The organism is Rhizobium sp. 05L419 (assembly GCF_056397845.1).
This window is the reverse complement of the sequence record NZ_JBFTOF010000016.1, coordinates 112,860-137,811: the sequence shown is the minus strand read 5'-3', so window position 1 is coordinate 137,811 and position 24,952 is coordinate 112,860. Positions and strand designations below refer to the sequence as shown.

The window sequence follows — 24,952 nt, the reverse complement described above, 5'->3', positions numbered from 1 at the left end:
GGTCGCCGGCCAGGTCAGGTCGGCGGCCTCCGGAAGGAGGGGCTCAGCCGGTCCCGCACCGGCTTGGGCCAAGGCGGGACCAGTCTTTCCGCCGGTCACTCCATGCAGCACCCATTTTGCATTCATTGCTCATGGGCAACCTCCAAGCCGGGTGAAGGGGGGCGCGACGGTACGTTTGAGGAGGCAGCCGCCTCTGGCCGACGGAACGGAAGCGCCGCCAAAGCGATTTCGACGACACGCCGCAGTTCATCACGGGTTCGACCAGCTTTGGCCTGGCAAGCTGTTCCCAGTGCCAGCGTCACAACGAAGCGTGCAAGATCGGCGGGATCGCAATCAATCGGCAGATCACCGACGTCCCTGGCGCGTATCAGCCTTGCGCACAACGCGATTTCGATACCGACGCGTCGATCGATCAGGGTCTTTCGGATTGGCTCCGCCTCGTCCGAGCATGCCACTGCACCATTCAATGCCAGGCAGCCGGTCGGTGTTTCCGCATGGGTTTGCGCGTCGACATACCCATAGACCAGTCGTGCAACGGCGACGTCGACCGAAGGTTCCGCCAACGCCTCTTCAATGAATCCCATGTATTCGGCATCGTAGAACTGCAGGGCTCGCCGGAACAGCTCTTCCTTGTTGCCAAAGGTTCCGTAAAGACTGGGACGGGTGATCCTCATTGCATCGGTGAGATCCGACACAGACGTGCCGTCATAGCCCTTTTCCCAGAACAGTCGCACTGCTGATGCCAGTGCTTCTGTTGCGTCAAATTCTTTTGGCCGGGCCATGATGCGCTTCGTCCATTTCCTACCAATCGGTATGTAACCAGATCCTCCCACGCCTGTCCAGACATGGCGTCGAATTTCATACCAATCGGTAGCCACGTCGATGCGGCGGGCGGATCAGTGGTATTTTTGCCGACCGGCCAACCCGTCTTGCCCCCGCCGGCTGCTCAAGCCATCCCGATCTTGTCCTGCGTCATCGTGTCGAAGTCGGAAGCATCGTGGCGTTCGTGAAGTTGCTCGGAAGGGTCGCCGGCCAAGCGATTGACCATACGCCCGCGCTTGACTGCCGGACGCCCTGCGATCTCGGCCGTCCAGCGCTGCACATTCTTGTAACTCTGGACATCGAGGAACGCACCTGCTTCGCCGTAGGCTTTGCCTTGGGCCAGATTGCCGTACCAGGGCCAGATCGCGATGTCAGCGATTGAATATTGGGAGCCGGCCATGAACTGGTTGTGTGCAAGGTGCCGATCAAGCACGTCAAGCTGGCGTTTCACTTCCATTGAGAAGCGGTCAATGGCGTATTGGATGTGCATCGGAGCGTAGGCGTAAAAATGACCGAAACCGCCGCCGAGATAGGGGGCTGATGCCATCTGCCAGAACAGCCAGTTCATCGTCTCGGTGCGTGCAATGTGATCCTTCGGTAGAAAGGCATCGAACTTGTTGGCGAGATACAGCAGGATCGCGCCGCTTTCGAACACACGGGTGGGCTCCGGCGTGGAGCGATCCAGGAGAGCCGGAATTTTCGAGTTGGGATTGACGTCCACGAAGCCGGAGCTGAACTGCTCTCCATCGCCAATCCTGATCAGCCAGGCGTCGTATTCCGCACCTTCGTGGCCAGCGGCCAGAAGCTCTTCAAGCATGATTCCGATCTTCACGCCGTTCGGCGTCGCCAGCGAGTAAAGCTGCAAGGGATGTTTGCCTACAGGCAGTTCCTTCTCATGCGTCGCTCCTGCGATCGGGCGATTGATATTTGCAAACTGGCCGCCATTTCCCTTCTCCCAGGTCCACACCTTGGGGAGCTCGTAACCGGCGGGAAAATTGTCAGCGGAGGATTTTTCAGTCATGAAGATTTGTCCTTATTGAGAGAAACGCATGGGGCATGGAGGGCAACCATGCACAAAGGTAAGCGCGACGCTGAGCGGCGCAAGATGTGGAATTAGATAGTGCTTCTTCCAAAGCCGGTCGAAGCTTCGGGTTCCTCAATGGAGGCGAGTTGAGAAAAAGTGTTCTCGCGTTGCGTCTGTGCCGCCATCAACTTCAGAGCAGCTACGGGGTGTCGATCGTTGCTTTCCAATGACCTCCGGGCTCTGGAACAAAAGCCACGCATCGGTGTTTCATCACCGACCGCGGGGATCTTCATCTCCCGCAGTCACTCCGGCGGAGAGCCCGAGAGTTCTCCGCCGCCTTTTCACAACCCAAACCCGGGGGACTCTTGAGATGTTTAGAAGAATCGTACTCATTAGCGCAACACTCGGCGCACTAGCATCCTGCACAGCCACCGAGCAAGGAACAGCCATTGGGGCTGGCACCGGCGCAGTTATTGGCGGAGCTGTTTCCAACAGCTGGGGCGGAGCAGCTGTCGGTGCGGTGGCGGGAGGTTTGGCAGGGGCGCTGATCGGCCAATCGACAGAACGTCGCGGCTATTGCGTCTATCGTGATCGTTACGGCCGGACCTATGAAGCACGTTGCCGTTGAGCCGGCAAAATGCAATCGCCGCCTTCCCAATGGGGAGCGGCGGTGACACCGGCGAGGGCTGAGCGTCTATGTCATGCGTTCAGGCCGACCGCTTTGCGCCCGTCGCGGGACCAGCCAAGCCGCGGTGCGACGAGCGTAGCGAAGTCCTGGATGATCTGCCGGTATTCTTCATCCTCGAACTCATAGGGAAGTTCGAGCCTGAGTTCGCTGATATGAGGCAGAATGGGATCGGCGAACAGACGGTGAAGGATCTCGTCGGACGTACCGACGATATCACGGGCATAAAGGGTGCGTCGGTCGCCCTGCGGCGTCAGCGTTCGCCCGTCGCGTCCCGCCGCGTAGGCGCGATAGCGTCGTCGTGTGATAGCGTCGGCACCGTCGAGCGGGACAATTACACGCCCGAGTGCGACCCGTCCCTGTCCGCCCGCCCTCCTGTAGGCGTCGAGCTGACGGCCTTGCGCGACGAAGAAGTCGTCGGTTTCCTCGCCTGTCGTGACGTTGCCAATCAGGAGGTTGAAGCCGTTTTTGCCCGCCCAGCCGGCGGAGCGCAACGATCCGCCCCCATACCAGATACGGTCGATCAGCCCTTTCGCAAAGGGCTGCAGACGCGGCCGCTGCGGCCCGAAGGGCGTTTTGATGACGGTGGTCTCGTCACCAAGATAGTGTCCGCGCAGGTTGTCTGCGAACCGAAGCACCCGATCATGCAAGAAGCCGTGCTTTTCCCAGTCACCGTCGAACGCGAGCGGGCCGATGAGATCTGCATGCAGCGGCTGACCGGCACTCAGGCCAACATTCAATCGCCCGCGCGAAAGAACGTCCACCATCGAAAGATCTTCGGCAAGTCGATAGGGATTTTCATAGCCGATCGGGATGACCGCAGTTCCAAGCTGGATCCGCTTTGTCCGCTGCGTCGCCGCGGCGAGAAATGCCGTTGCCGATGAAATCCCGGGCTCAAGATGCCGCTGGCGTGCCCACGCGCTGTCAAAACCCAGCTCCTCGCCATAGGCAAGCAGTTGCAGTGTCTTTTCCAGACCTGAAATCGGATCACCGTCGGGATAGTTCCCCGGCGTCAGGAATCCGATATGGCCTATCGAAACGGATTGATCGCTCATCGTCTCATCCTCAGGACTTCGGCAGGCCGGGAGGATTTGTTTCCGATTTCGGCAGGGCCTCTTCGTTGAGTTGCCAGCGATTGAGTATTTTGGCGTAGACACCGTCGGCAATCAGCCCGTTTGTCGAGACGGTCAAGGCGTCGGCAAGACCGCCTCCCTTGCGGGTCGTTATGGCTACGTCGGAGCGCTCGGGCCAGCCGGCACTCAACGTCCCGACGCGCTTGATGTTCCTGTCGCGGGCGGCGATGTAGATAAGCTGCGCATGCGGCTGAACGATTACGTCGGCCCGGCCGGATGAGAGCGCCAGAAGGCTCGCGGCCTCGTCGTCGTAGTATTGCAGCTCCAGCGGCTTTAACCCCGCCGCAACGTTCTCGTCGTTCCATTTGAGCAGGATGCGCTCCTGGTTGGTGCCTGCGCCGACGATGATCCGCAGCCCTGCTGCGTCCTTCGGTTCCTTGATGGATGAAACCGGGCTGTCAGCTTTGACAAAGAAGCCGTGCAGACCCTGTCGATAGGTGGAAAAGTCGAACTTCTCCTTGCGTTGTTCTGTTACGCCGACGTTCGAGATGACGGCGTCGTACTTGCCGGATACAAGTCCGAGCGGCCAGTCGATCCATGCGACGGGCACCAGTTCAAGCTTCAGCCCAAGGCTATCGGCGACAGCCAGAGCATAGTCGGGGTCAGCCCCGACTACAGTCTTCGCATCCGTCGCATATGTCGCCAGAGGCGGCCCACCGGGGCTCACGGCAACCGTGAAGGTGCCCGGCGTGACGAACTTGAAGTCTTGGGGAATGGCAGCGATTGCCGCATTGTCCCGCTCCGCACGGATGCGGCCAGCCTGCTCCGGGCTGAGATCGAAATCCGCCGAATGTGCCGGGTTGACGGCAGCAAAGAGAATAGCCGCAATGGCCATGAGCGAGGTTCGCAACGTCCAGGTGGTCATGTGTCCGCAATCTCCAAATGGTGACCAAACATTAAAAAGGCCGGCGCCATTGTGGGGCGCCGGCAGTTGCTACGAAGATCAAGAGCCGCTCTTTGGAAGGCCGGGTGGGTTTGTCTGCGCCTTCTCGATCGCCTCCGGCGTGAGCTTCCAGGTCTCTAGAACCTTGTGGTAGTCACCGCTGGCGATGAGGTCGTTGATGACGTCCGTCAGCGGATCGGCAAGGCCGCTTCCTTTGCGGGTGGTGACGGCGATCTCAGCCGTGATGGGCCAACCGCCACTGACGGTGCCGACCAGCTTGGTCTTGCCGTTGATGCCGGCTGCGTAGGCCTGGGTGGCGTTGACGCTGAACACCGCGTCAGCGCGACCCGACTGCACCGCAAGATCCTTGACAGCATTGTCGTCGTAGTACTGGACCTCGATCGGCTTGAGGCCGGCGGCAACGTTCTGCCTGTCCCATTCGAGCAGGATTTTTTCCTGATTGGTTCCGGCATCGGTGATGACCTTCAGCCCGGCGATATCTTTCGGCGCCTTGATTGCCGCTATCTGGCTATCAGCTTTGACGTAGAAGCCCAGTTCGTCCTTTCGATAAGTCGAAAAGTCGAACTTCAGCTTCCGTTCTTCGGTCACGGTAACATTGGAGATGACCGCGTCGAATTTGCCGGAAACCAATCCGAGCGGCCAATCCGCCCATGCGACCTGCACCAACTCCAGCTTCCTGCCGAGGCTGTCGGCGACCACCTGGGCCAGGTCGACATCATAGCCAATGACGGTCTTGGAATCAGAGGCGTAATCATGGAGCGGGAGGTTGCCGCTTGTGCTGATACCGATCGTCAAGACGCCGTCATTGACGAATTTGAAGGTTTTCGGCACTTCAGCGATCCGCTTTTCGTTCTTGGCCACTCGCAACCGGTTTGGCTGCTCCGGGCTGAGATCGAAGCCGTCGGCTGCCTGCACGGGCGCGATCGCCACCGCAGTCAATGCGATGGCTCCTGCCATCAGAAGTTTTGTCTTATCCAGAAAGTTCATTTTCCCGTCTCCATTTTCACGTTATGGTTGCATGCACTGCCGTGCCGCTCCGACCGTTCGATGCATCGGAACAGTTCAAGTCATTTCGGTCAGAGGACCTTTGCGAGGAACTCCCGCGTGCGCGCGTGTGCGGCGGTTGCGAATATTCGCGATGGCGGGCCTACCTCGATCACGTTGCCGCCGTCCATAAAGACCACGGTGTCAGCCACTTCCCGCGCAAAGCCGATTTCATGCGTCACGATAATGAGCGTCGTGCCGGTGCGCGCCAGCTCCTTGATGACATCGAGCACCTCGCCTACCAGTTCCGGGTCGAGCGCTGAGGTCGGCTCGTCAAAGAGCAGCACCTTCGGGCGAAGAGCCAATGCTCGGGCAATTGCCACGCGCTGCTGTTGGCCGCCGGAGAGTTGGCGAGGATAGGCATTGATCTTGTCTGCGAGGCCGATGCGGGCGAGCAGATCCCCTGCTAGGCCTATCGCATCGTCGCGACCCATGCCGCGCACCTGGATAGGCGCTTCGATGAGATTTTCCAGAACGGTCATGTGTGGAAATAGATTGAAGTTCTGGAACACCATGGCGATGTCGGCACGACGCTTCAGGATATCCTTTTCCTTGAGCTCGAACAGCGTGTCGCCGTGCTGTTGGTAGCCGACCAGTTCGCCATCGACGGAAATGAACCCCTCGTCGACACGCTCGAGGTGATTGATCGAGCGCAGAAGCGTCGACTTGCCGGAGCCGGACGGCCCAAGGATCACGGTCACACTTCCGGCCGGAATGGTGAGTTCGACGTTGTTCAGAACCTTCAACGGGCCAAAGCTCTTGGAAATACCGTGAATCTCCACCGCTCCCCCACCACGGATCGCGGGCGCATCATGAAAGCCGGCGCGAACGACGACACGATCGACGACGGAACGTTGCGGGCGCACCGGCCTGAAGCGGTCGCGGAAGGCTTGGAACGGGAGAGGAACCGGATTGCGCAGCGCACCCTTGGCGAAGTAGCGCTCGATGTAGTGCTGGGCAATCGACAGCACGGTCATGATGATTAGGTACCAGACAGTGGCGACCATCAAGAGAGGGATGACTTCCAGGTTGCGGCGGTAGATAACCTGAACGGTGTAAAACAACTCGGGAAGCGCCAACACGTAGACCATCGACGTTCCCTTCGCCAACCCGATGATTTCGTTGAACCCGGTCGGCAGGATGGAGCGCATCGCCTGCGGCAGGACGATACGAAGGGCCTGGCGGCGACGGGGAAGACCAAGCGCCGCTGCCGCTTCATGCTGGCCCTGATCGACGGAAAGAATGCCGCCACGTACGATTTCGGCAAAAAAGGCAGATTGATTGAGCGTCAGGCCCAGGAAAGCGGCTGCGAAAGGTGTCAGCAGCTGAACCGTGGGATAGCTGACGAAGATCGTATCGGTGAACGGGACGCCTATGGTGATGGTCTCGTAGAGGTATCCGAGATTGTTCAACACCAAAAGCAGAACGATCAAGGGAATTGATCTCACAAGCCAGATGTATCCCCACGATAATCCTCTCAGCAACGGCGACTTTGAAACCCGTGCCAGCGCCAGAAATGTCCCGAGAATTGATCCGGAAACGGCCGCGAGTGCCGTCAGAAGCAGCGTTCTCCCGAGGCCGACCAGAATAGGTTCGGCGAAAAACCACTCGGCAAAGACGCCCCATCCCCAGCGTGGATTTGTGAAGGTTGAATAGAGGATCGCAGCGATGACGACGGTCGCAAAGACTGTGCCCGCAAGGCGGCCAGGATGGCGCGCCGGCACGATCTTGTAGCGCGAATAGTCCTGCTTTCGGTGGACCGTCTTCACGCCTATATCGGCGTTCGAGAACTCTGTCGTCAATGCCATTGCGTTTCCCCTTGTTTCGTTGTCCGCCGGCTAGGCCCTCTGTGCCGCGCGCTGTTCTTGCTGCTGCCTGCCCGCCGCGGCCAGATGGCGGATGTCCTTCTCGAAGGGCAGCGACTTGTAGATTTCGGGATCGATGCTGGGATCGAAAAGCGCGGTGTAGCCGTAGTTCAGGTAGAGACCCACGGCCTCCGGCTGGCGAAAGCCCGTGGTCAGATAGATCCGGGAATAACCTTGCCTTGCGGCCTGCGCCTCCAGCTCGACGAGAACTTTGCGGGCAAGGCCCTGGCGACGCAGATCCGAGCGCGTCCAGATCCGCTTGAATTCGGCGGTATGATCGTCATAGCGCTTGAAGGCTCCGCCGGCGATCGTCTCGCCATCGCGAAGAAGGAGAACGAAATTGCCGAAGGGCACCGAGAAGGCTTCGGGCGGATAACGATTGAGTTCCGCCGCCGCGCCCTCTTCATTGAAGTAGTTGCCGTATCGGCTGTCATACTCGTGGATCAGTTCATCGACGAGCGGCTTTGCACGCGCGTCGAGCGGGGTCGTATAGAGAAAGCTGTCGCCCATATCGGTCGCCTGTCCTGTCTACTGGAGAAACGTTTCCGCCAGACGCACCCAATAGCGGGCAGCTGGGGCAATGATTGCGTCGTTGAAGTTGTATTGGGCGCTGTGCAGCGGCGCGCTGTCGCCATTGCCCACGAAAAGGTAGCTTCCGGGCTGCGCCTGCAGCATGAAGGCGAAATCCTCGCTTGCCGTACGCGCGCGAAACCCGGCTTCGACCGCCGCTGCCCCCAGCGCGTCGACGGCGACCTGGCGGGCGAACTCGGTCTCTTTGGCGTGGTTGACAAGCGCCGGAAAGCCGAGCCGGTAATCGACGTCGGCGCTCGCGCCAAAGCTCTCGGCTTGGGCGCGAGCAAGCGATGGAATGCGCTCCTGCAACTGCTGGCGCACGCTATCGCTGAAGGATCGCATGGTCAGCTTTAGCTCCACGCTTTCCGGGATGACATTGGAGGCCGTACCGGCATGGATCGAACCGACTGTCACCACGGCCATCTCCTGGGGATCGACATTGCGCGAGACCACGCTCTGCAGCGCCGTGATGAACGACGCGGAGGCAAGGACTGGATCCACTGATCGATGCGGTTCTGCGCCGTGCCCGCCTTTGCCGACGATCCTGATGATTGCCTGGTCGACCGAGGCCATTGCCGGCCCAGCCACGAAACCGAATTGGCCCGTCGCAACACCTGGCCAGTTGTGAAGCCCGAAAACCGCGTCGACCGGGAAGCGATCGAACAGGCCCTCAGCGATCATCTTGCGCGCGCCCGCGCCGATCTCCTCCGCCGGCTGGAAGATCAGCCGCAATGTGCCGCTGAACTTGCCGCTCTCGGCAAGATAGCGCGCCGCAGCCAGGAGGATCGATGTGTGCCCGTCATGTCCGCAGGCATGCATGACACCGGGGTTGTTGCTCGCGTAGGATAGCCCGGTCGCTTCCTCGATCGGCAGCGCGTCCATGTCGGCCCGAATGCCGATCCGCTTTTCTCCCTCACCGCGCCTGAGTGTGGCGACGATGCCGGTTCCGGCAATCGCCGTCGCCACCTCGTAGCCCCAGGAGGAGAGCTTCGATGCGATAATCTTGCTCGTGCGACGCTCCTGGAAGGCAAGCTCCGGATATTGGTGCAGGTCCTTGCGGAGCGCGATGAACTCGTCGAGAAAACCGGCGATGACTTGCTCGACCGGATCGTGCGTGCGGACGTTCTTGGGAATTGCGTTCATGATCGTTCGCGCCGCGCCTCAGGCACCGACGGCCTTTCCGCGTTCGATGTCTTCCAAAGGTGGCGCGTAGCGGCTTTCGCGATACGGCAGGCCCAGGTGATCCCGCAGCGTCTCGCCCTTCAGAACGGGATCGAAGTAACCCCGCTGTTCAAGGATCGGCAGGACGTATTTGGCGAAATCTTCGAACCCTTGGGCAATCACCGGAAACCCGAGGATGAAGCCATCGGCAGCACCCTCGTCGACCCATCGGACGATCTCGTCGGCAATATGGTTGGCTGTACCAATGAAATCCGTACGCGGCGTGGCGACATCGAGCGCCGTTTCGCGCAGTGTCAGGTTTTTGTCGCGCGCCGTTTTCTTGATCCGATCGGTCGTTGCGCGGAAGCTGTTTTTCCCGATATCGCCGAGCTCGGGAAAGGGCGCGTCGAGCGGATAGACACTGAAATCGTGGTGGTCGAAGAACCTTCCGAGATAAAGCAGGGCTTCATCGATGGTGACAAGGCTTCGGATCGCCTGATACTTGCGCTCCGCTTCATCGGCTGTTGCGCCGACGATGGGCCCGATGCCGGGATAGATGCCAATGTCGGACGCCCGTCTGCCTTGCGCAATCGCGCTCTGTTTAACCTGTTTGTAGAAGGCTTGAGCCTCCGTGATCTGGCCGCCGTTGGTGAAGACCGCATCGGCGTGCTTGCCAGCAAGTCTCACCCCGGAATCAGACGCTCCCGCCTGAAATACAACCGGCTGACCTTGCTTTGAACGGCCGATGTTCAAAGGCCCCTCAATGCGGAAGAAGCGGCCCTTGTGATTGAGGCGACGCAATTTGCTTTTGTCGGCATAGACCCCGGTGTCACGGTTGCGGACGAAAGCGTCGTCGTCCCACGAATCCCAGAGGCCCTTGATCGCATCGATATACTCCTCTGCGATCTCGTAGCGCAGTTCATGCTGCGGATGTTCCCGGCTGTAGTTTCGGCCAGACCCCTCCAGCGGCGAAGTCACCGCGTTCCAGCCTGCCCTGCCGCCGCTGATGAGATCGATTGAAGCGAATTGGCGCGCAATGGTGAAAGGGTCGCTGTAGGAGGTCGAGACCGTCCCGACGAGGCCGATCTTCGAGGTGGAGGCGGCAAGTGCCGAGAGCACGGCGATCGGCTCGAAGCGATTGAGAAAGTGCGGGATCGATTGCTCATTGATATAGAGGCCGTCGGCCACGAATGCGAAGGCAATGCCCGCCTCCTCGGCCTTGCGGGCCGTCCTGACGAAGAAGTCGAAGTTGGTGCTGGCGTCGGCAGGTCCGCTGGGATGCTTCCAGGCGTTCATGTGGCCACCCGGGCCCTGCAACATGATACCAAACGTGATGTTTTTCTGAGCCATAGGAACAATCCTCCTGGAGCAATTTCAGGCGACGAGGGAAAGCCGCTCTTTCGCGAGCAGCTCAATGGAGTTCAGACGCTCGGCGGTGGTCAGGGCGGGGGTATCGAGAATGAATTCCTTGACACAGTATCGATGATGGAGCTCGTCCAGCTCCTTGCGGATCTGCTGGGCTGTGCCATGCAACACGCTCGGGATCTTCTCCTCGATCCGATAGTCGTCAAAACCGGACTGCCGGGCGAATTCTACGGCCTGCTCTTCGCTGCCGACGTTGACGCTCTGGCCGTTGGGCAGGAAGACCTTTACGATTCTGAGGTCGCCGACGCGTTCGCGGGCATGCTCCTTACTTTCGGCGGCAAAGGCGGCGAGCGCAAGAATTGGAATTTTGCCGTTGGTTGCGCGTCGATAGGCTTCGAAGGTCGTGTGGAGATTGTCCGGGTCACCATTCAGATGGCCGGCAAAAACAAGCTCCCAACCCTTTTCAGCTGCAAGCTCGGCACTTTCGACCGAGGCCCCGAGCAGAAAGCGTTCCGGCGCGACCGCCGGAATCGGTGTCGCGACGGCACCATCCGGATCGGAGGGGCTCGAAAGGTAGAAGTTGATGTCGGAAAGCTGGTCGGCGAAGTTCGGCTTGCGCGCCGGATCTACCGCCGCCTGCAGCGCCCTGGTCGACAGCGGAAAGCCGCCCGGCGCTTTCCCGACGCCGAGGTCGACGCGGCCGGGCGCCAGCGAGGACAGCAGGTTGAAGCTCTCCGCCACCTTGTAGGCGCTGTAGTGCTGCAGCATGACGCCGCCGGAGCCGACACGTATTTTGGACGTTCTGGCAAGCAGATAGGCAATCAGCACCTCGGGAGCCGAACTTGCGAGATTGTCCATGCTGTGGTGTTCGGCCACCCAGAAGCGGTGGTAGCCGAACTGCTCTGCCTTTGCTGCGAGGTGAGCCGTCGCCTGCAGAGCCTGGCTGGCGTTCTTCCCCGCCTCGACGGGACTTTTGTCAAGAAGGCTCAAAAGGTAGGTCATGGAGCGATGAATCCTCAAATTATTAGTCTATAAAATCAGTAGACAATATAGTTTATAAGGAAGGACGTTCTCTTTCGGACCCGGCAAGGAGAAAAAAGTCGCTCGCAACCAGCACAGCAGATGATTGGTTGACCGCATGCCGTTTAGCCGGCACCGCAGCTTTCCAAGGAAAACTCGGTGACCAAGCCCCGCGTMATACAAAGATTGCTATCGCTTCCCGTCCGCTTGGAGCGCCGGCTCCGGACAACGTCAGGTCGAGGAAACGGCAGTTCCGGAACTCTTGGAAGGCGAGGTTCCTCTGGAATTCGTCTATCTGTTGCTTGATCCATACAAGCGCGGCCGTACGGATGATGCCAATCCCACGCCGAACCCGGTCGACATCGGCGCCTCGGCGAACGGATACCGCCACCAAAATTTGCAACCCTCAGCTCCGACAATTGGTCCGTTGGCGGCTCACGATCGCGAGTGGTAGATTGAACTGATCTCGCTTGCGACGAGCTTTTGCAGTTGCCAGAGATTCCGATCCCGAATGCCATGCTGCTCCAGATGCAGTACAGTCATATACAGATACTCTGCGCATGAGCCCGTGTGACCGCATGCGCGCGCAAGCACGCGCGCCACGGACGACAAGGGCAACTTCGAGGACACATGCTCGCCTCGGGGGTTGGCCCAGAAGACCAGGGCCCGCAAGGCGCCTTGATCTGTCTCGATATTGATCCAACGGATTGCGTCAACGCCTTCGCGCGAACCGATCTCCCGCCGCAACAATCGACGGATCTGGCCAAGCCGGTCATCATCTGGCAAGCGATATGCGATGCCCGCACAGCGCCCGCCACGGTCGAGCGCCATCATCAATCCCGGCTGTTCCGGCGTGCCCCGCCAGCGATTGAGCCGCAAACAGAACGAACGGTGCCAGCCGTGCGCAATCGCCTTGCGGCTATCGACGGCGTCGAAGTCGGGCTTCCAGATCAGTGATCCATACGCGAAGATCCAGAGGGGCCGTTGCAGGCTTTCGTAAAAGATGCGCGCGGCAGTAGCCTCGAATTCCACCTCGTTCATGGGCGTGCGTTGCGGGTCCGGGCCGAGATCCTCTTCCCTCCGGAAGCAGAGCGCCACAAGTGCAGAAGTCAAGGACATGCCACTGTCGCTGGTCATCAGATGTCTTTCTGCAGTGTCGTGCGCACCCAGCTTGCTTTGCGTGCTCGATGGACGGCAGCTCTCCTCGTCTCGGCCTCCCCACTGTTTAGTGGGGACAACTGCGACGATCGGCCAGAAGGAAGTCAGATGAGGCCGATCACCAAGGCTAAAATAAAGGCAAACGACGAAACGACGGCGCCGACCCCTATGCCGTGCATGGCCTTGGACTGAATGGTCTTGAAATCCGACTGCCGCAGTGGTCGACGAAGGTCAAAAGCGAGCGCCATTGTCGACCCCTCAGTACCAAGGTCCTGGTGCAGAACTCCAGTAATAGAGCTCGTATTCATATGGCGCACGCTCGCCCTCGTCGCGCGCGTGATTTGCCGTAGTGTTCTTTGAAAGCCGCTCGCGTGACAACTTCGATTTCGTCATTTAAGCGATGAGCGAATGCCGACGCGCGTTCGCAAGCAGTGCGTGATACGACGCGAACGGCCCGAAGAGCATGAAGAGGCGATTCTCCTCCTTTTTCTCCAGGCGATACCGACGCGAAAAGTCGAACACGCTCCATAACTCTTCGGATTGAGCCCCTGCATGCGCATTGATCATCTTGCCTCCTTGCAGAGCCGCATCGTTCAACATCGCAACTCGGAGGCGCCAGGCATCCGTTGCAATCCGCGCGCGGCGAAAAGCGCAGTCTGGCATCAATATTGTCTATAAAATTACTAGATTAAAGGAATTGTCGCCTTCGAGGGGGGGCGCCAAAGAAAAATCCATCTTCCGTGCACGTCCTGGGCATGGAATTGCTTCTGAAGACGTCAGGGGCATCCGTCGTGGGGCCGTGGCGTTACCCCGGAACATGAGGGCCCCTCCGGGCCCACGATTTCTTTCTTCGGACGTTGTTTTCCATCGTTTTTTCCTCGATTTGTCTCACCGAAATTCCGGCTTGATGAAAGTGGGATATTTTTACGGGGCCACATAGCTCTTGCGGTGCTCGAAACCGGCATCAATGATCCGCTTGGACTGTGCGGCTTTGGTGTAGTGCTACGCCATCTTGGAATCAGACCAGCGGAAAATCTTCATAAGCTGGTGTCCGGTCGCACCGGCCTCGGCGAGTATGGTCGCGGACACCTTTGTCAGGCCGTGCGGCGAGCATTCCGGCAGACCCGCGTTGTTGCACCACTGGCGCATCGTGTTTCCGAAGCCATTCGAGCTGAATGCCAATGCCTTACGATATTCTGTGCCGCGAAACGTCGGTTCGTCATGCGTCATGGCATCCAGCGCCTCACGCAGCCCCTCAGTGACCGGCAGGATGAGCCATTGCACGCGCTGAGCCCTTCTGTGGCGAGATATCAATCCGATCGCCGACCAGATTTTTCCTGCCAAGCTTAACCAGGTCCGAGCGATGACGCCCAAATTCAGCATCAGCTCCATTGCAGGGAGATAGCTGAGCCACCCTCAAGATCTGACCCATCCTGATGGGTTGAATAATTGGCAAAAATGCGTTAAATGATCCATTTAAAGGGTCAATTAATGCGACTTACGCTCCAAACCCATTTTAACCGCGAGTGGCATCACGCCGCTACGCTGGAGCTCCAGGACGACGCGGCCGGCTTCCAGGGCGCGTCCATCGTCGACTATGATCTCGACTATTTCGTCACCGTGGCATCGGCGGAATTCGCGGAGGGGAAAACGGTCCGCGACAATCGCGGCTTGTCGATCCGTTATCCTGTTGACCTTGAAAACCGATATAGCCGCAGTTGGCCACCGTTCCTTTTAGATCTGATGCCCCAGGGGCATGCAAGGCGGAAGCTTGCCGAGCACCTCGGGCTTGCTGAAGGGGCGCGTGCTTCCGATCTGCCTTTGCTACTCCGATCGGCGACAGGCGGAATAGGTAATATCCGAATCAAGGAAGCTGCCGACGCCGAAGTGGAACGGCTACGCGGCCTACAGCGCCAAGGCGTGACAGAAGCGGAAATCCTCGAGCGGTCGGATCGTTTCATGGAAGTTGCCGATCGCTTCGGAATGCTTGCCTCCGGCTCAAGCGGCCTGCAAGGCGAATGGCCGAAGGTCTCGATGACCCAGGTGAATGACGGGCTCTATTATCCTGACAGCTTCGTGACCGATGATGAGGCTGTGCGCCACGTCATCGTCAAGCTGGTGCGAAGCAACGAGCCTGTGGACCGCTTGATTCTCGAAGGCGAAGCCCTCTATTCGCGGATCGCCCAAGAGATCGGTCTGAATGTCAGCGAACCATCAACCTATGCCGAAGGCGTGCTGATTATCCCACGTTTCGACCGCAAGAGGGGAGAAGGCGGCGGAACCATAAGACTGGGACAGGAGAGTCTCGTGTCCGCAATCGGCGTTGCTGATTTCGGCCATGTCGGCACGCATGAGGCCTATATCGACGTTCTGCGCCAATTTTCGGCCGATCCCATCGTGGACATTGTCGAATACCTGAAGCGCGACATCGCCAACCTGGCGCTCGGCAATCCCGACAATCACGGCCGGAACTCGGCACTGAGCAAGCACCAGGACGGCACGATCCATCTGTCTCCGCTCTTCGACTTCGCACCCATGCGGCTCGCCAAAGAGGGGATTGTTCGTTCCACCCGATGGGCTTTAATGCGTGACCGTGGTCGAGATCATCTTCCCGATTGGAAGAGCATCTGCTTAGAGCTGATGCCCGATCCCGACGAGCAGAAAGCTCTCGCGGATTCGCTTTCCACATACGCCGAACACTTGCGGCAGGTGCCATGCATGGCGAAAGACATGGGTGCTTCCCCCGAGGTTCAGGACCGAGCGATGGGGCGCTGCATTGAAATCACAGATAGCGTTCTGGCGGCGTGCTCGTGATGCTGAATGGGAGCTGACATATGGCCCGCTGGAAGAAGCCCACTAAGGAACAAATTCTGGAAAACCGCCGAACACTGGCAGAGCGCGCGCGAAATGGTGAGTTGCGATTGCCTAATGCCGTGGAGGAAATCCGCAAAGGGTTCGGAATGACACAAGAAGAGTTTGCCAAGACCCTGGCGCTCACAAGGCGCCAGGTGGCTGAGATAGAAGCAGGTACGGCAAACCCAACGCTTGAAACGTTTGACAAGATTGGTCGGCTATTTGGATTTGCGGTCGGGTTTGTGCCCAGAACGACGAACGCCAGCCAAACATAGAGGTTTGAGGGCGCCATCCCCGCCGCGTCATTCTTGCCGCGCCTCACATGCGGCTTGGCCAACTGAGGCGCGATCAATCTTACTTCGTGCCCGAAGGAACCAAATAGCCTCGCCCAATGATGAGAGCCTCCGCGCGCTTCGAGTCCGATGGTCGTAGGCGCCGCTTTCTGGAAGAATTTCACCATCTTCCTACGCGCAAGCTTCTAGCGCAGGATTGGTCGCTCGCCTGCATTCACGCCATGCAATTGGAAAACGTTCTTTGACGTATCCATACCAAGTCGGATAAACTGTTCCACGAACGGTCTCCCTCGATTGAGCTTTCAACGAACTCACTCTGGCACGTCGGGATGGCGTCTGGAAAGCTGTCACTGGCGCCGACGCCTGATCTCAGAAAACGGCAGTAGCGATTGCAAGCCGCCGATAATGTCACAACTCCGGTCTGCCAGATCTTGCATGATCATGGTCTTTCGTCTTGCATGGAGAACAGGCGAGCCAGCTGTCTGTAGCCGGCTCACCTTCGGCGATTTAAGCCTTCACGAAGGCAAGCAGGTCGGCGTTGAGCACGTCGGCATGGGTCGTCAGCATTCCATGCGGATAGCCGGGATAGACTTTAAGCGTGCCATTCTTGACAAGCTTGACGGACAACCTGCCTGCGTTGTCGATCGGCACCACCTGGTCGTCATCGCCATGCATGACGAGAACAGGCACAGTCATCGCCTTCAGATCTTCCGTCTGGTCGGTCTCGGAGAAGGCCTTGATACCCTCGTAATGGGCCTTGGCGCTGCCCATCATGCCCTGCCGCCACCAATTCTGGATGACGCCCGGATAGACCTTGGCGACGGGGCGGTTGAAGCCGTAGAACGGGCCGGTCGGGAAGTCGACGAAGAGCTGAGCACGGTTCTCAGCAACACCCTTGCGGATGCCGTCGAACACTTCCATCGGGATACCGCCCGGATTGGATGCGGTCTTCAGCATCAGCGGTGGGACAGCGGAGACCAAAACCGCCTTGGCGACACGGCCTGAGGGCTGGCCATGTTTTGCGACATAGCGGGCAACTTCGCCGCCGCCAGTCGAGTGACCGATATGAACGACGTTCTTGAGATCGAGCGCCTCGACGACCGCAAAGGCGTCCGCAGCGTAGTGATCCATATCATGTCCGTCGGACACTTGGGCCGAGAGACCATGGCCGCGGCGGTCATGCGCGACGACGCGAAAACCATTGGAGAGGAAGAACAGCATCTGAGCGTCCCAATCATCCGAAGACAGTGGCCATCCGTGGTGGAACATGATCGGCTGTGCGCCCTTCGGACCCCAGTCCTTGTAGAAGATTTCGACGCCGTCCTTGGTGGTGATGTAAGCCATAGTCTTATTTCCTTCGATTGGGTTGGTGGTGGAAGCAGCTTTGGCCGCGAATTTGAAAGGTGCGGAAAGCGTGGCGGTTACAGCGACAGCAGCTCCCGAAAGCAGTGCACCGCGGCGCGTCATGGATAGAAAGTTCTCGGTCATATCTGCGTCCTGCGATGTTTGTCGTTTTTTGCGCTCAGGCAATGCTGTGTTCGTCTGATGCTAATGAAGAGATATTGCCGCCAACAAGAAGCAACCGCAATTGCATCAATAGTTTATATTTTGTTGTTCCCACTGCAACAATGACCGGGACGGAGTGGTGGTGCGCCGTGGGTTTTGTTACGCTGCGCCCGGCCTAGTGATCGTCAGGAAGTGCCGAACAACAGGCTTTTCCGGCCCAACATGATATGCAAGTACCGTGCCCTGCAGGTCGGCATCGGCTTGGGAAACCCGCTTGTGCTGGCGCAGATGCTCAGCCCAGGATTCGACCATGAACCATTCAACGATCTTTTCCGGATCGGCGGAGTCTTCGGTCACGCCCCAGCCGTAGGCGCCGTCACGCCGACGTTCCTGGGAGAGTTCGTCGATGGCGTGCAGGAAGGCTGTGCGGTGATGCTTTTCGACATTGTACTCAATGAGGATGAGGACAGGTCCGCGGTCATGAGCGATGGGCTCCGCGACGAGTGGTTCGGGCCAATGGTTGGACGGAACCATATTCACGTCGCCGGTGGGCAGTCTGATGCGATGCATGATGAAGCCCGCGACGAGCAATCCGGCAGCGCCGATCTGCAACGCACCCTGTATGCCTGCAGCCTCGCCGACCGCGCCCCAGCCGAGGCTACCGGCGGTCATCGCTCCATTGAAGACCGTCAGGTAGACGGCAAGACCACGGCCACGCACCCAGTTCGGCAGAACGGCTTGTGCAGCACCATTGAGCGTGGTCAAAGCGGTAATCCAGGCTGCCCCGAGAAAGAGCAGGACCACAACGGCAAGCCATTGCGGCGGGGCCAGCGAGAGTGCACCCATCACGGCCGCCGTGATGACGGCCGAGCCAAGAAGGAGCCCGTCGGCATCGAGGCGCTCGCGCAGCTTCGGCATGACCAAGGCACCGCCGATCGCGCCTGCACCGACAGCACCAAGCAGGATGCCATAGAAGCTGGCATCGCCACCGAGGAGCTGACGGGCGACAAGCGGCAGAAGCGCCCACACCGCACTGGCAAACGCAAAGAAGATTGCAGCTCGCAGCAGTACGACGTGCAGGGGACGGCTGGCCTTGGTGTAGCGAAGCCCTGCCCGGAACGCGCCGAAGAAATTCTCCGCAAGCGCATCATTGTCGTTCTTGGCCCTCGGCCACCAGACAAGCGCCGCGATGACCACCAGATAGCTTGCGACATCGGCGCCGTAGGTGACACCCGCGCCAAACGCTGCGAGCAGAAGACCGCCGGCTGCCGGCCCGATGGAGCGGGCGATATTGATGCCGAGCGAGTTGAGCGCCACCGCACTCTTCACGTCCTCTCTCTTCACCAGTTCCGGCACGATCGCCTGCCAGGTCGGCCCCATCAGCGCCGCACCAATACCACCAAGAAAGGTCAGGCCGATCAGGGCGCTGACGGACAGCATGCCTGTATTGGCCAGGACCATCAGGCTGATGCTGACCGAGGCAAGCAACAACTGGACGGCAATCAGGAACTTGCGCCGATCGAGAATGTCGGTAAGCACGCCCGCCGGGATAGCCAGCAGGAATATCGGCAGGGTTCCGGCTGCCTGGACCAGGGCGACTGCCGCCGGCGAGGCGGACAGGTCCGTCATCAGCCATGAGCTCGCAACGTCGCGCATGAAGCTGCCGGTATTGCCGAGAACGGTGGCGGCCCACAGCACTGCAAAGACTGGCTGGGCGAGTGGAGCGAAACTGCTCCCGGACGTTTTCGCGGCACTCATTTGCCTGCTCCTTTGGTAAGATCGATTGCTGCGACGATGACGAATGCACCGGCCAGGCCGAGATGTTCGAAGAAGGCGTTTGTCGCCATCATCCGGTCCAAGCCGGACGGAAGTTCCCAGAAGCGAAGCGCGATCAGCGTTGCAAGGACGGTGAAGCCACCAAGCGCCAGGGCACCAGCCCACCGCAGGAAGCCGCAGACCACCATGGCGGAGGCCGCGAGCTCGAATGCGATAACGACGACGGCGAACGCAGCTGCCGGATGAAGGCCGAAATGTTCCATCTCGGCAATCGCGCCGGGAAAGTCGGAGATCTTGGTGAGCGGCCCCTGAATGTAGGCAGCGCAGAGCGCGAGAAGTGCAATGGTCCGCGTGCCACGCGCGGCAACGACGTCTGCAAGAAGTCCGCGTCGGCGAATTGTTGAAGGTGAGTGATCGGTCATATCTGCTCCTGCTGTCGTCGCCGGTCGGTTCGAGCGGCGCGCTGTGTTCGACTGATGGAACGATATTGAACGCAACCATTGCCGCCAACAATTGCGTCAATTGTTTCGATTTAATTGCCATGCATGCAATAATTCGGGTGGGGTCACTGATCGCCTTCCCTGAAGCGCGCGTGCGAATGGGCAGCGACATCCCGCTGCCCATTCAATACTTTCATTGAAGCCCGACGGAGCTCAGACTGCCCAGCACGAGCAGCCGAGAGCGCCAAAAAAACCCTTGAGGTCGGCGATCGGCAGTTTCGACGTCCAGGCGCCGGCGTGATCGTGGCCGTGCACACCGCAATCGCTGGCACAGCCACAGGACGCGATCGCCGTGCGGCGGAGCGAGTGACGGCCGGCACCTTCCGGCTCACCCCAGGCAGCATAGCCGCCGAACTTGCGCACCGGCGACCAGTCCGGCATGGCTGGCGGCACATCGCTTTCGTCCAGCGCCTTGAAGTCGCCGACGCCATAGACGATTTTGCCGCCAACCATGGTGAGTTCGGAGGTGAGGAAAGAGATCTCGTCCTCGGCGCACGCGAAGAAGTCCTTGTCCGGAACGACCAAATCGGCGAACTGGCCCTTCTCGATCCTGCCCTTCTTGCCTTCCTCATTGGAGAACCAGGTGACCTTTTCCGTCCACATCCGAAGCGCTGTCTCGCGGTCGAGGCAGTTGGCGCGCGGATAGAGCTGCATACCGCCGACCGTTTTGCCGGTGACCATCCAGGAGAGCGAGACCCAGGGATTGTAGGACGCGACGCGGGTGGCATCCGTGCCGGCAGATACGTTGACGCCCTTGTCGAGCATCCGCCGGATCGGCGGCGTCGCTTCGGCGACGCCATGGCCGTAGCGCTCGACGAAATATTCGCCCTGATAGGCCATCCGGTGTTGGGTGGCGATGCCGCCGCCGAGCGCGGCGATACGATCGATCGAACGTTCGGAAATGGTCTCGGCGTGGTCGAAGAACCAGTTCAAGCCTTCGAGCGGGATGTCCTGGTTGACCCTCTCGAAAACGTCGAGCGCACGGGAAATCGTCTCGTCATAGGTGGCGTGGAGACGCCAGGGCCAGCGGTTTTCGGCAAGCACGCGCACGACCTCTTCGAGTTCGCCTTCCATCTCCGGTGCCATTTCGGGCCGCGGCTGACGGAAGTCCTCGAAGTCGGCGGCGGAGAAAACCAGCATCTCGCCGGCGCCGTTGTGGCGGAAGTAATCGTTGCCCTGCTTGTATTTGACGGAAGACGTCCAGTTGAGGAAGTCTTCCTTTTCGCCCTTCGGCTTCTGCGTGAAGAGATTGTAGGCAAGCCGGACGGTCATCTGGTTCTCGTCGGCGAGCTTCTGGATGACGGCGTAGTCGTCGGGATAATTCTGGAACCCGCCGCCAGCATCGATGACGCCGGTGACACCGAGGCGATTAAGCTCGCGCATGAAGTGGCGGGTCGAGTTGACTTGATATTCGAGCGGCAACTTGGGGCCTTTTGCGAGCGTCGAATAGAGGATGCCGGCATTCGGCTTGGCGAGCAGCATGCCGGTCGGATTGCCGGCGGCATCACGGGTGATCTCGCCGCCGGGCGGGTTCGGCGTGTCCCTCGTATAGCCGACGGCGCGCAGAGCTGCGCCGTTCAGCAGCGCCCGATCGTAGAGATGCAGCAGGAAAACCGGCGTATCGGGCGCGACCGCGTTGATCTCCTCGATCGTCGGCAGGCGCTTTTCGGCAAACTGATGCTCCGTGAAGCCGCCAACGACGCGGACCCATTGCGGCGCCGGCGTGATCGCCACCTGGCGCTTGAGCATGTCCATCGCATCAGCGAGCGAACGAACGCCGTCCCAGCGCAATTCCATGTTGAAGTTCAGACCGCCTCGGATGACGTGCGTGTGGTTGTCGATCAGGCCGGGAAGAACCCGCTTGCCCTTCAGATCGACGATCTTCGTGTCCGGTCCTGCATGGGCCATGATTTCGCTGTCGCCACCGACGGCGAGGAACCTGCCGTCCTTGATGGCGACGGCACTGGCATTTGGGTTTGAGCGGTCGAGCGTCGTGAACAGACCGTGGTGAAGAATGAGGTCGGCGAACATATGTCGTCTCCAAGCTTCGGTGTTATTGAAACGAAATTCACGGGTACTGGCTCAGTGTCGCCGCGCACCGCAAAGCGGATCTCCTCATACGAAATCAGCTATCAGACTTCGCCTGAACCTGACGAGCAGTAGCGAGATCATTTCGGTTCTCTCCCTTCGGCATATGGCCGAACATGTGCGGCTTGATCTGGTTGATCCAGGACACGACTGCCGGCTCCTTGCCCCACAGGGTTTTGGCAAAGGGCACAACCTGCTCGCCGACGAGAATGCCAAGAAGGCCAACCAGGGCAATGACCGGCGGAGCCGGCGAGCGAACGTTGAGGAGGCTGTAGACAATGCCGACCAGCAAGCCAGCACCGAGGGACATAAGATAGAGTTTCATGGAATTCGTCCTCGCTGAGATGAAGATGGCCGCTCCGGAGGGCTTGGCCCGTCGGAGCGGCAGTGCCTGTTTGCGTTACTTAGCCGGGTTCGGGCCGATGCGCTTGCCATGGGTGACGCGTTCGGCCGCCTTGTGGACCATGGTGTAGGCATAGTCGATGCCCATGCCGTAGGCTCCGGAATGCTCCTTCACCAGAGTGGTAACAGCGTCATAGGATTCCTTCCGCGCCCAGTCGCGCTGCCACTCAAGCAGGACCTGCTGCCAGGTGACCGGAATGACCCCAGCCTGCACCATGCGGTCCATCGCGTATTTGTGCGCGTCAGCCGATGTGCCGCCCGATGCATCCGCCACCATGTAGATCTCGTAGTCCGGGACATCGTGGAGTGCCGAGAGCGCAAAGGTCGTGTTGCAGACTTCGGTCCACAGACCGGAGACGACGATTTTCTTGCGGCCGTTGGCGGCATTCTTCGCCAGCGCATCACGGACGTTCTGGTCGTCCCAGGAGTTCATTGAGGTACGTTCCAAGATGTCGTTCTCGGGGAAGACGCCAAGCAGTTCCGGAAAAGTGTTGCCGGAGAAGGATTCCGTTTCGACCGTCGTAATTGTCGTAGGGATGTTGAAGATCTTGCCAGCCTTGGCGAGGCCGACGACATTGTTCTTCAGCACCTGTCGATCGATCGACTGGACGCCGAATGCCATCTGCGGCTGCTGGTCGATGAAAATGAGCTGGCTGTTGGCCGGGGTCAGGACTTCGAGCTTGGACATACGAGTTCTCCGTTTGGGCGTGATGCCGATGATCGGCGTTTGGAATTGGGAAGCCTTAGGTGGACGACTGCCCAGCGTAGGCAGCCGTCTCAAAAGGTGAAAATTCTATCGTCTAGGTGACTGGTCAGGTGCCCGGCTTAGGCAGCGAGCGTCTCGAGATTAGCCTCGATCTTCCCGCGGAATGGCTCATAGCGGCTAGGGAGCTTGAGCGCTTCGCCGAGATGAGCCGTATCCTCGTCCCGGTTGAAGCCAGGCTCATTGGTGGCAATCTCGAATAGGATCCCGCCCGGGGTCCGGAAATAGATCGCCCAGAAGTAATCGCGGTCGATAACGGGCGTGACCTGGTATCCGGTGTCCATTAGCGCCTTGCGCACTTCCAACTGCTTTTCGCGATTCTCGACTGCAAAGGCGATATGATGAACCGAACCGGCACCCTGCCGGGCAAATGGCGTTTGGGGCAGCGCTGCGAGATCGATCGTATCGGCGCCATTACCGCCAGGTATGATGAACCGCGTCACGTCGCCCTCGGTCCCGGCCTTTTCATAGCCCATGAAGCGAAGCAGCTCTTCGGAGGCCGCCGTGTCGTGCAGGTTGAAGCGCGCACCGCTGAAGCCGCGGATCGCATTGTCTTCGGATATGCCTTCGCCAACCCAGGGAGCGCGGCCATCACCCGCTGCTTCGATCAAAGCCAGCCCATCGCCATCGGGGCCGATGAAGCGCAGACGGTTGGCGCCGAACGTCGCATCGGCCTGAATGCCACCGACACCCTGTGCGACGAGGCGGTCTCGCCAGAAACCAAGCGAGCCTTTGGGGATCGAGAATTGGGTTTCGCCGACTTCGCCAACACCCGGGCGGCCGATCATCATGTGCGGGAACGGAAAGTAGGTCATGACCGTGCCCGGTGTGCCATTCTCATCGCCATAGTAGAGGTGATAGACGCTCGGGTCGTCGAAGTTCACAGTCTTCTTCACACGGCGCAGGCCGAGGGTATCAGTGAAGAACCTGTTGTTTTGCTGCGCATCCGACGCCATCGAGGTGATGTGATGCAGTCCCTTGATATCCTTGATCATTGTCGTGTCCTTCTGTAGCTGGCGTTGTTCGTCTCTGTTGAGAGAAGGTGTAGCCCAGTTGATTGATGCGCAGAATTGCAATATTTCTTTCGAATGAATTGTCCTTTTTGAAATAATCGAGATGAACGACTACAAAGCCCTGAAAACCTTCCTGCTGGCTGCCGAGAAACGCAACTTCGCACAGGTGGCACGCGAACTCGACATGACGCCCGCGGCGGTCACGCGTGCGATCGCGGCGTTGGAAGAGGATCTTGGAGTTCAGCTGTTCGTTCGCACGACCCGTCAGGGGTCTCTGACCACCGATGGCGCTGTCTTTGCCGCGCAAATCCAGCCGGCCGTCGATGCGTTGGAAAATGCCCGCAAAGACGTCAGGAACGCACACAAAGCCGATCAGGGGCGCCTGAGGATCAGCGCACCGACCTGGCTCGGCAAGACCATCCTGCCGCCAATCCTGTCCGGTTTCCGCGAGCTCTACCCCAAAATGAGCTTCGAAATCTCGCTATCGGATGGCCTGGTTGACATCGTCGACGACGACTACGATCTCGCCATCCGCATTTCGTCTCAGCCGTGGACAAGTTCACGATCTGGCGCAAGATCAGGGCGGTGCCGAGGATCCTGGTGGCCGCGCCCGGTAGCCGGTTCACGCAAATGGAACATCCGAGCGAGCTGACCCCGGACGATTGCCTTGCCTATAGCGGTGAAAGTCGCCGGGAGAACTGGGTTTTGTCCGACGGCGGATCGAGCATAACCATTCCAGCCGGTCGAGCGTTCAGCGCCAACAATGGCGAGGTCCTCGCGGACATGGCTGCGGACGGCGCGGGCGTGGCCCTGCTTCCGGGATTTCATATCGCCGAGCACATCCGAAGCGGGCGGCTCGTCCATGTTCTCCGAGGTTGGGCACCGCCAGAGCTCTGGCTGACGCTTTATTATCCGCCCTACCAATCTCTGCCGCCTCGTATCGCAACATTTTCGAAGTTCTTCGAGCAGCAACTGGCTTCTCACATGATCATGTTGGACTAGCC

General features: G+C 59.5%; 24 protein-coding genes and 3 pseudogenes. 5 read left to right on the top strand and 22 right to left on the bottom strand.

Annotated elements, in window-relative coordinates; genetic code table 11:
- Nucleotides 1-122: 122 nt before the first annotated feature.
- The gene (locus AC1DMK_RS20020; protein WP_477861343.1) at nucleotides 123-782 is read right to left on the bottom strand and encodes a TetR/AcrR family transcriptional regulator; all 660 of its coding nucleotides are present in this window, start codon (nucleotides 780-782) and stop codon (nucleotides 123-125) included.
- A gap of 164 nt (nucleotides 783-946) precedes the next feature.
- A complete protein-coding gene (gene yghU / locus AC1DMK_RS20015) occupies nucleotides 947-1,843 on the bottom strand; it encodes a glutathione-dependent disulfide-bond oxidoreductase (protein WP_477861341.1) in 897 nt (298 codons plus the stop codon).
- A gap of 373 nt (nucleotides 1,844-2,216) precedes the next feature.
- Between yghU and AC1DMK_RS20010 the strand changes: the two genes are divergently transcribed.
- Nucleotides 2,217-2,474, top strand: a complete 258-nt coding sequence (locus AC1DMK_RS20010; RefSeq protein WP_477861339.1) for a YMGG-like glycine zipper-containing protein — start codon at nucleotides 2,217-2,219, stop codon at nucleotides 2,472-2,474.
- Between the two features lie 71 nt (nucleotides 2,475-2,545).
- Here AC1DMK_RS20010 and AC1DMK_RS20005 read toward each other — a convergent pair whose 3' ends face one another.
- The 8 genes from AC1DMK_RS20005 to AC1DMK_RS19970 form a co-directional block, all read right to left on the bottom strand.
- Nucleotides 2,546-3,586 (bottom strand): LLM class flavin-dependent oxidoreductase, encoded by a 1,041-nt coding sequence (locus AC1DMK_RS20005; RefSeq protein WP_477861337.1) that lies wholly within the window; start codon nucleotides 3,584-3,586, stop codon nucleotides 2,546-2,548.
- Nucleotides 3,587-3,596: 10 nt separating this feature from the next.
- Nucleotides 3,597-4,529 (bottom strand): ABC transporter substrate-binding protein, encoded by a 933-nt coding sequence (locus AC1DMK_RS20000; protein WP_477861335.1) that lies wholly within the window; start codon nucleotides 4,527-4,529, stop codon nucleotides 3,597-3,599.
- 78 nt (nucleotides 4,530-4,607) lie between these two features.
- Complete coding sequence (locus tag AC1DMK_RS19995) at nucleotides 4,608-5,555, bottom strand: ABC transporter substrate-binding protein (protein WP_477861334.1); 948 nt, start codon at nucleotides 5,553-5,555, stop codon at nucleotides 4,608-4,610.
- An 89-nt stretch (nucleotides 5,556-5,644) separates the two neighbouring features.
- Nucleotides 5,645-7,420, bottom strand: coding sequence for an amino acid ABC transporter permease/ATP-binding protein (locus tag AC1DMK_RS19990; RefSeq protein WP_477861332.1), 1,776 nt, complete (start codon nucleotides 7,418-7,420; stop codon nucleotides 5,645-5,647).
- Between the two features lie 30 nt (nucleotides 7,421-7,450).
- On the bottom strand, nucleotides 7,451-7,987 hold the full coding sequence (locus AC1DMK_RS19985) for a GNAT family N-acetyltransferase (RefSeq protein WP_477861330.1): 537 nt from the start codon (nucleotides 7,985-7,987) through the stop codon (nucleotides 7,451-7,453).
- Nucleotides 7,988-8,005: 18 nt separating this feature from the next.
- A complete protein-coding gene (locus AC1DMK_RS19980) occupies nucleotides 8,006-9,193 on the bottom strand; it encodes a M20 aminoacylase family protein (protein ID WP_477861328.1) in 1,188 nt (395 codons plus the stop codon).
- An 18-nt stretch (nucleotides 9,194-9,211) separates the two neighbouring features.
- On the bottom strand, nucleotides 9,212-10,561 hold the full coding sequence (locus tag AC1DMK_RS19975; RefSeq protein WP_477861326.1) for an LLM class flavin-dependent oxidoreductase: 1,350 nt from the start codon (nucleotides 10,559-10,561) through the stop codon (nucleotides 9,212-9,214).
- 24 nt (nucleotides 10,562-10,585) lie between these two features.
- Nucleotides 10,586-11,578 (bottom strand): LLM class flavin-dependent oxidoreductase, encoded by a 993-nt coding sequence (locus tag AC1DMK_RS19970; protein WP_477861324.1) that lies wholly within the window; start codon nucleotides 11,576-11,578, stop codon nucleotides 10,586-10,588.
- 262 nt (nucleotides 11,579-11,840) lie between these two features.
- Between AC1DMK_RS19970 and AC1DMK_RS19965 the strand changes: the two are divergent.
- Nucleotides 11,841-12,050 (top strand): annotated as a pseudogene (locus tag AC1DMK_RS19965) (hypothetical protein); the annotation flags it as partial.
- On the opposite strand, the gene AC1DMK_RS19960 reads toward AC1DMK_RS19965, so the two are convergent.
- The 4 genes from AC1DMK_RS19960 to AC1DMK_RS19945 form a co-directional block, all read right to left on the bottom strand.
- A complete protein-coding gene (locus AC1DMK_RS19960) occupies nucleotides 12,032-12,733 on the bottom strand; it encodes a gamma-glutamylcyclotransferase (RefSeq protein ID WP_477861322.1) in 702 nt (233 codons plus the stop codon). The pseudogene AC1DMK_RS19965 and the gene AC1DMK_RS19960 sit on opposite strands and share 19 nt — an antisense overlap.
- A 125-nt stretch (nucleotides 12,734-12,858) precedes the next feature.
- Nucleotides 12,859-13,002, bottom strand: coding sequence for a hypothetical protein (locus tag AC1DMK_RS19955; RefSeq protein ID WP_477861320.1), 144 nt, complete (start codon nucleotides 13,000-13,002; stop codon nucleotides 12,859-12,861).
- 145 nt (nucleotides 13,003-13,147) lie between these two features.
- Complete coding sequence (locus tag AC1DMK_RS19950) at nucleotides 13,148-13,321, bottom strand: hypothetical protein (protein WP_477861318.1); 174 nt, start codon at nucleotides 13,319-13,321, stop codon at nucleotides 13,148-13,150.
- A 435-nt stretch (nucleotides 13,322-13,756) separates the two neighbouring features.
- A complete protein-coding gene (locus tag AC1DMK_RS19945; protein WP_477861316.1) occupies nucleotides 13,757-14,146 on the bottom strand; it encodes a hypothetical protein in 390 nt (129 codons plus the stop codon).
- Between the two features lie 99 nt (nucleotides 14,147-14,245).
- On the opposite strand from AC1DMK_RS19945, the gene AC1DMK_RS19940 reads away from it, so the two are divergent.
- Together AC1DMK_RS19940 and AC1DMK_RS19935 are read left to right on the top strand one after the other, a co-directional pair.
- A complete protein-coding gene (locus AC1DMK_RS19940) occupies nucleotides 14,246-15,568 on the top strand; it encodes a type II toxin-antitoxin system HipA family toxin (protein WP_477861314.1) in 1,323 nt (440 codons plus the stop codon).
- A 20-nt stretch (nucleotides 15,569-15,588) separates the two neighbouring features.
- Complete coding sequence (locus tag AC1DMK_RS19935; protein ID WP_477861312.1) at nucleotides 15,589-15,882, top strand: helix-turn-helix transcriptional regulator; 294 nt, start codon at nucleotides 15,589-15,591, stop codon at nucleotides 15,880-15,882.
- A gap of 20 nt (nucleotides 15,883-15,902) precedes the next feature.
- Here AC1DMK_RS19935 and AC1DMK_RS19930 read toward each other — a convergent pair.
- From AC1DMK_RS19930 to AC1DMK_RS19895, 8 genes and pseudogenes are all read right to left on the bottom strand, one after another.
- A pseudogene (locus AC1DMK_RS19930) lies at nucleotides 15,903-16,178 on the bottom strand (IS110 family transposase); the annotation flags it as partial.
- Between the two features lie 229 nt (nucleotides 16,179-16,407).
- Nucleotides 16,408-17,244: an alpha/beta fold hydrolase gene (locus AC1DMK_RS19925; RefSeq protein ID WP_477861355.1), complete on the bottom strand. Its 837-nt coding sequence runs from the start codon at nucleotides 17,242-17,244 to the stop codon at nucleotides 16,408-16,410.
- A 321-nt stretch (nucleotides 17,245-17,565) separates the two neighbouring features.
- The gene (locus AC1DMK_RS19920) at nucleotides 17,566-19,164 is read right to left on the bottom strand and encodes an MFS transporter (protein ID WP_477861310.1); all 1,599 of its coding nucleotides are present in this window, start codon (nucleotides 19,162-19,164) and stop codon (nucleotides 17,566-17,568) included.
- Nucleotides 19,161-19,604 carry a DoxX family protein gene (locus AC1DMK_RS19915; protein WP_477861308.1) on the bottom strand — a complete coding sequence of 148 codons (444 nt, stop codon included), beginning with the start codon at nucleotides 19,602-19,604 and terminating at the stop codon, nucleotides 19,161-19,163. The genes AC1DMK_RS19920 and AC1DMK_RS19915 overlap by 4 nt, the downstream gene beginning before the upstream one ends.
- Nucleotides 19,605-19,835: 231 nt before the next feature.
- Nucleotides 19,836-21,713, bottom strand: a complete 1,878-nt coding sequence (locus AC1DMK_RS19910) for an amidohydrolase (protein ID WP_477861306.1) — start codon at nucleotides 21,711-21,713, stop codon at nucleotides 19,836-19,838.
- Nucleotides 21,714-21,807: 94 nt separating this feature from the next.
- Nucleotides 21,808-22,095, bottom strand: a complete 288-nt coding sequence (locus tag AC1DMK_RS19905; protein WP_037064901.1) for a XapX domain-containing protein — start codon at nucleotides 22,093-22,095, stop codon at nucleotides 21,808-21,810.
- A 75-nt stretch (nucleotides 22,096-22,170) separates the two neighbouring features.
- Nucleotides 22,171-22,860 carry a hydrolase gene (locus AC1DMK_RS19900; protein ID WP_037064899.1) on the bottom strand — a complete coding sequence of 230 codons (690 nt, stop codon included), beginning with the start codon at nucleotides 22,858-22,860 and terminating at the stop codon, nucleotides 22,171-22,173.
- Nucleotides 22,861-22,997: 137 nt separating this feature from the next.
- Nucleotides 22,998-23,930, bottom strand: coding sequence for a VOC family protein (locus tag AC1DMK_RS19895; RefSeq protein WP_037064897.1), 933 nt, complete (start codon nucleotides 23,928-23,930; stop codon nucleotides 22,998-23,000).
- A gap of 121 nt (nucleotides 23,931-24,051) precedes the next feature.
- On the opposite strand from AC1DMK_RS19895, the pseudogene AC1DMK_RS19890 reads away from it, so the two are divergent.
- A pseudogene (locus tag AC1DMK_RS19890) lies at nucleotides 24,052-24,950 on the top strand (LysR family transcriptional regulator).
- The last annotated feature ends 2 nt before the right edge of the window (nucleotides 24,951-24,952 follow it).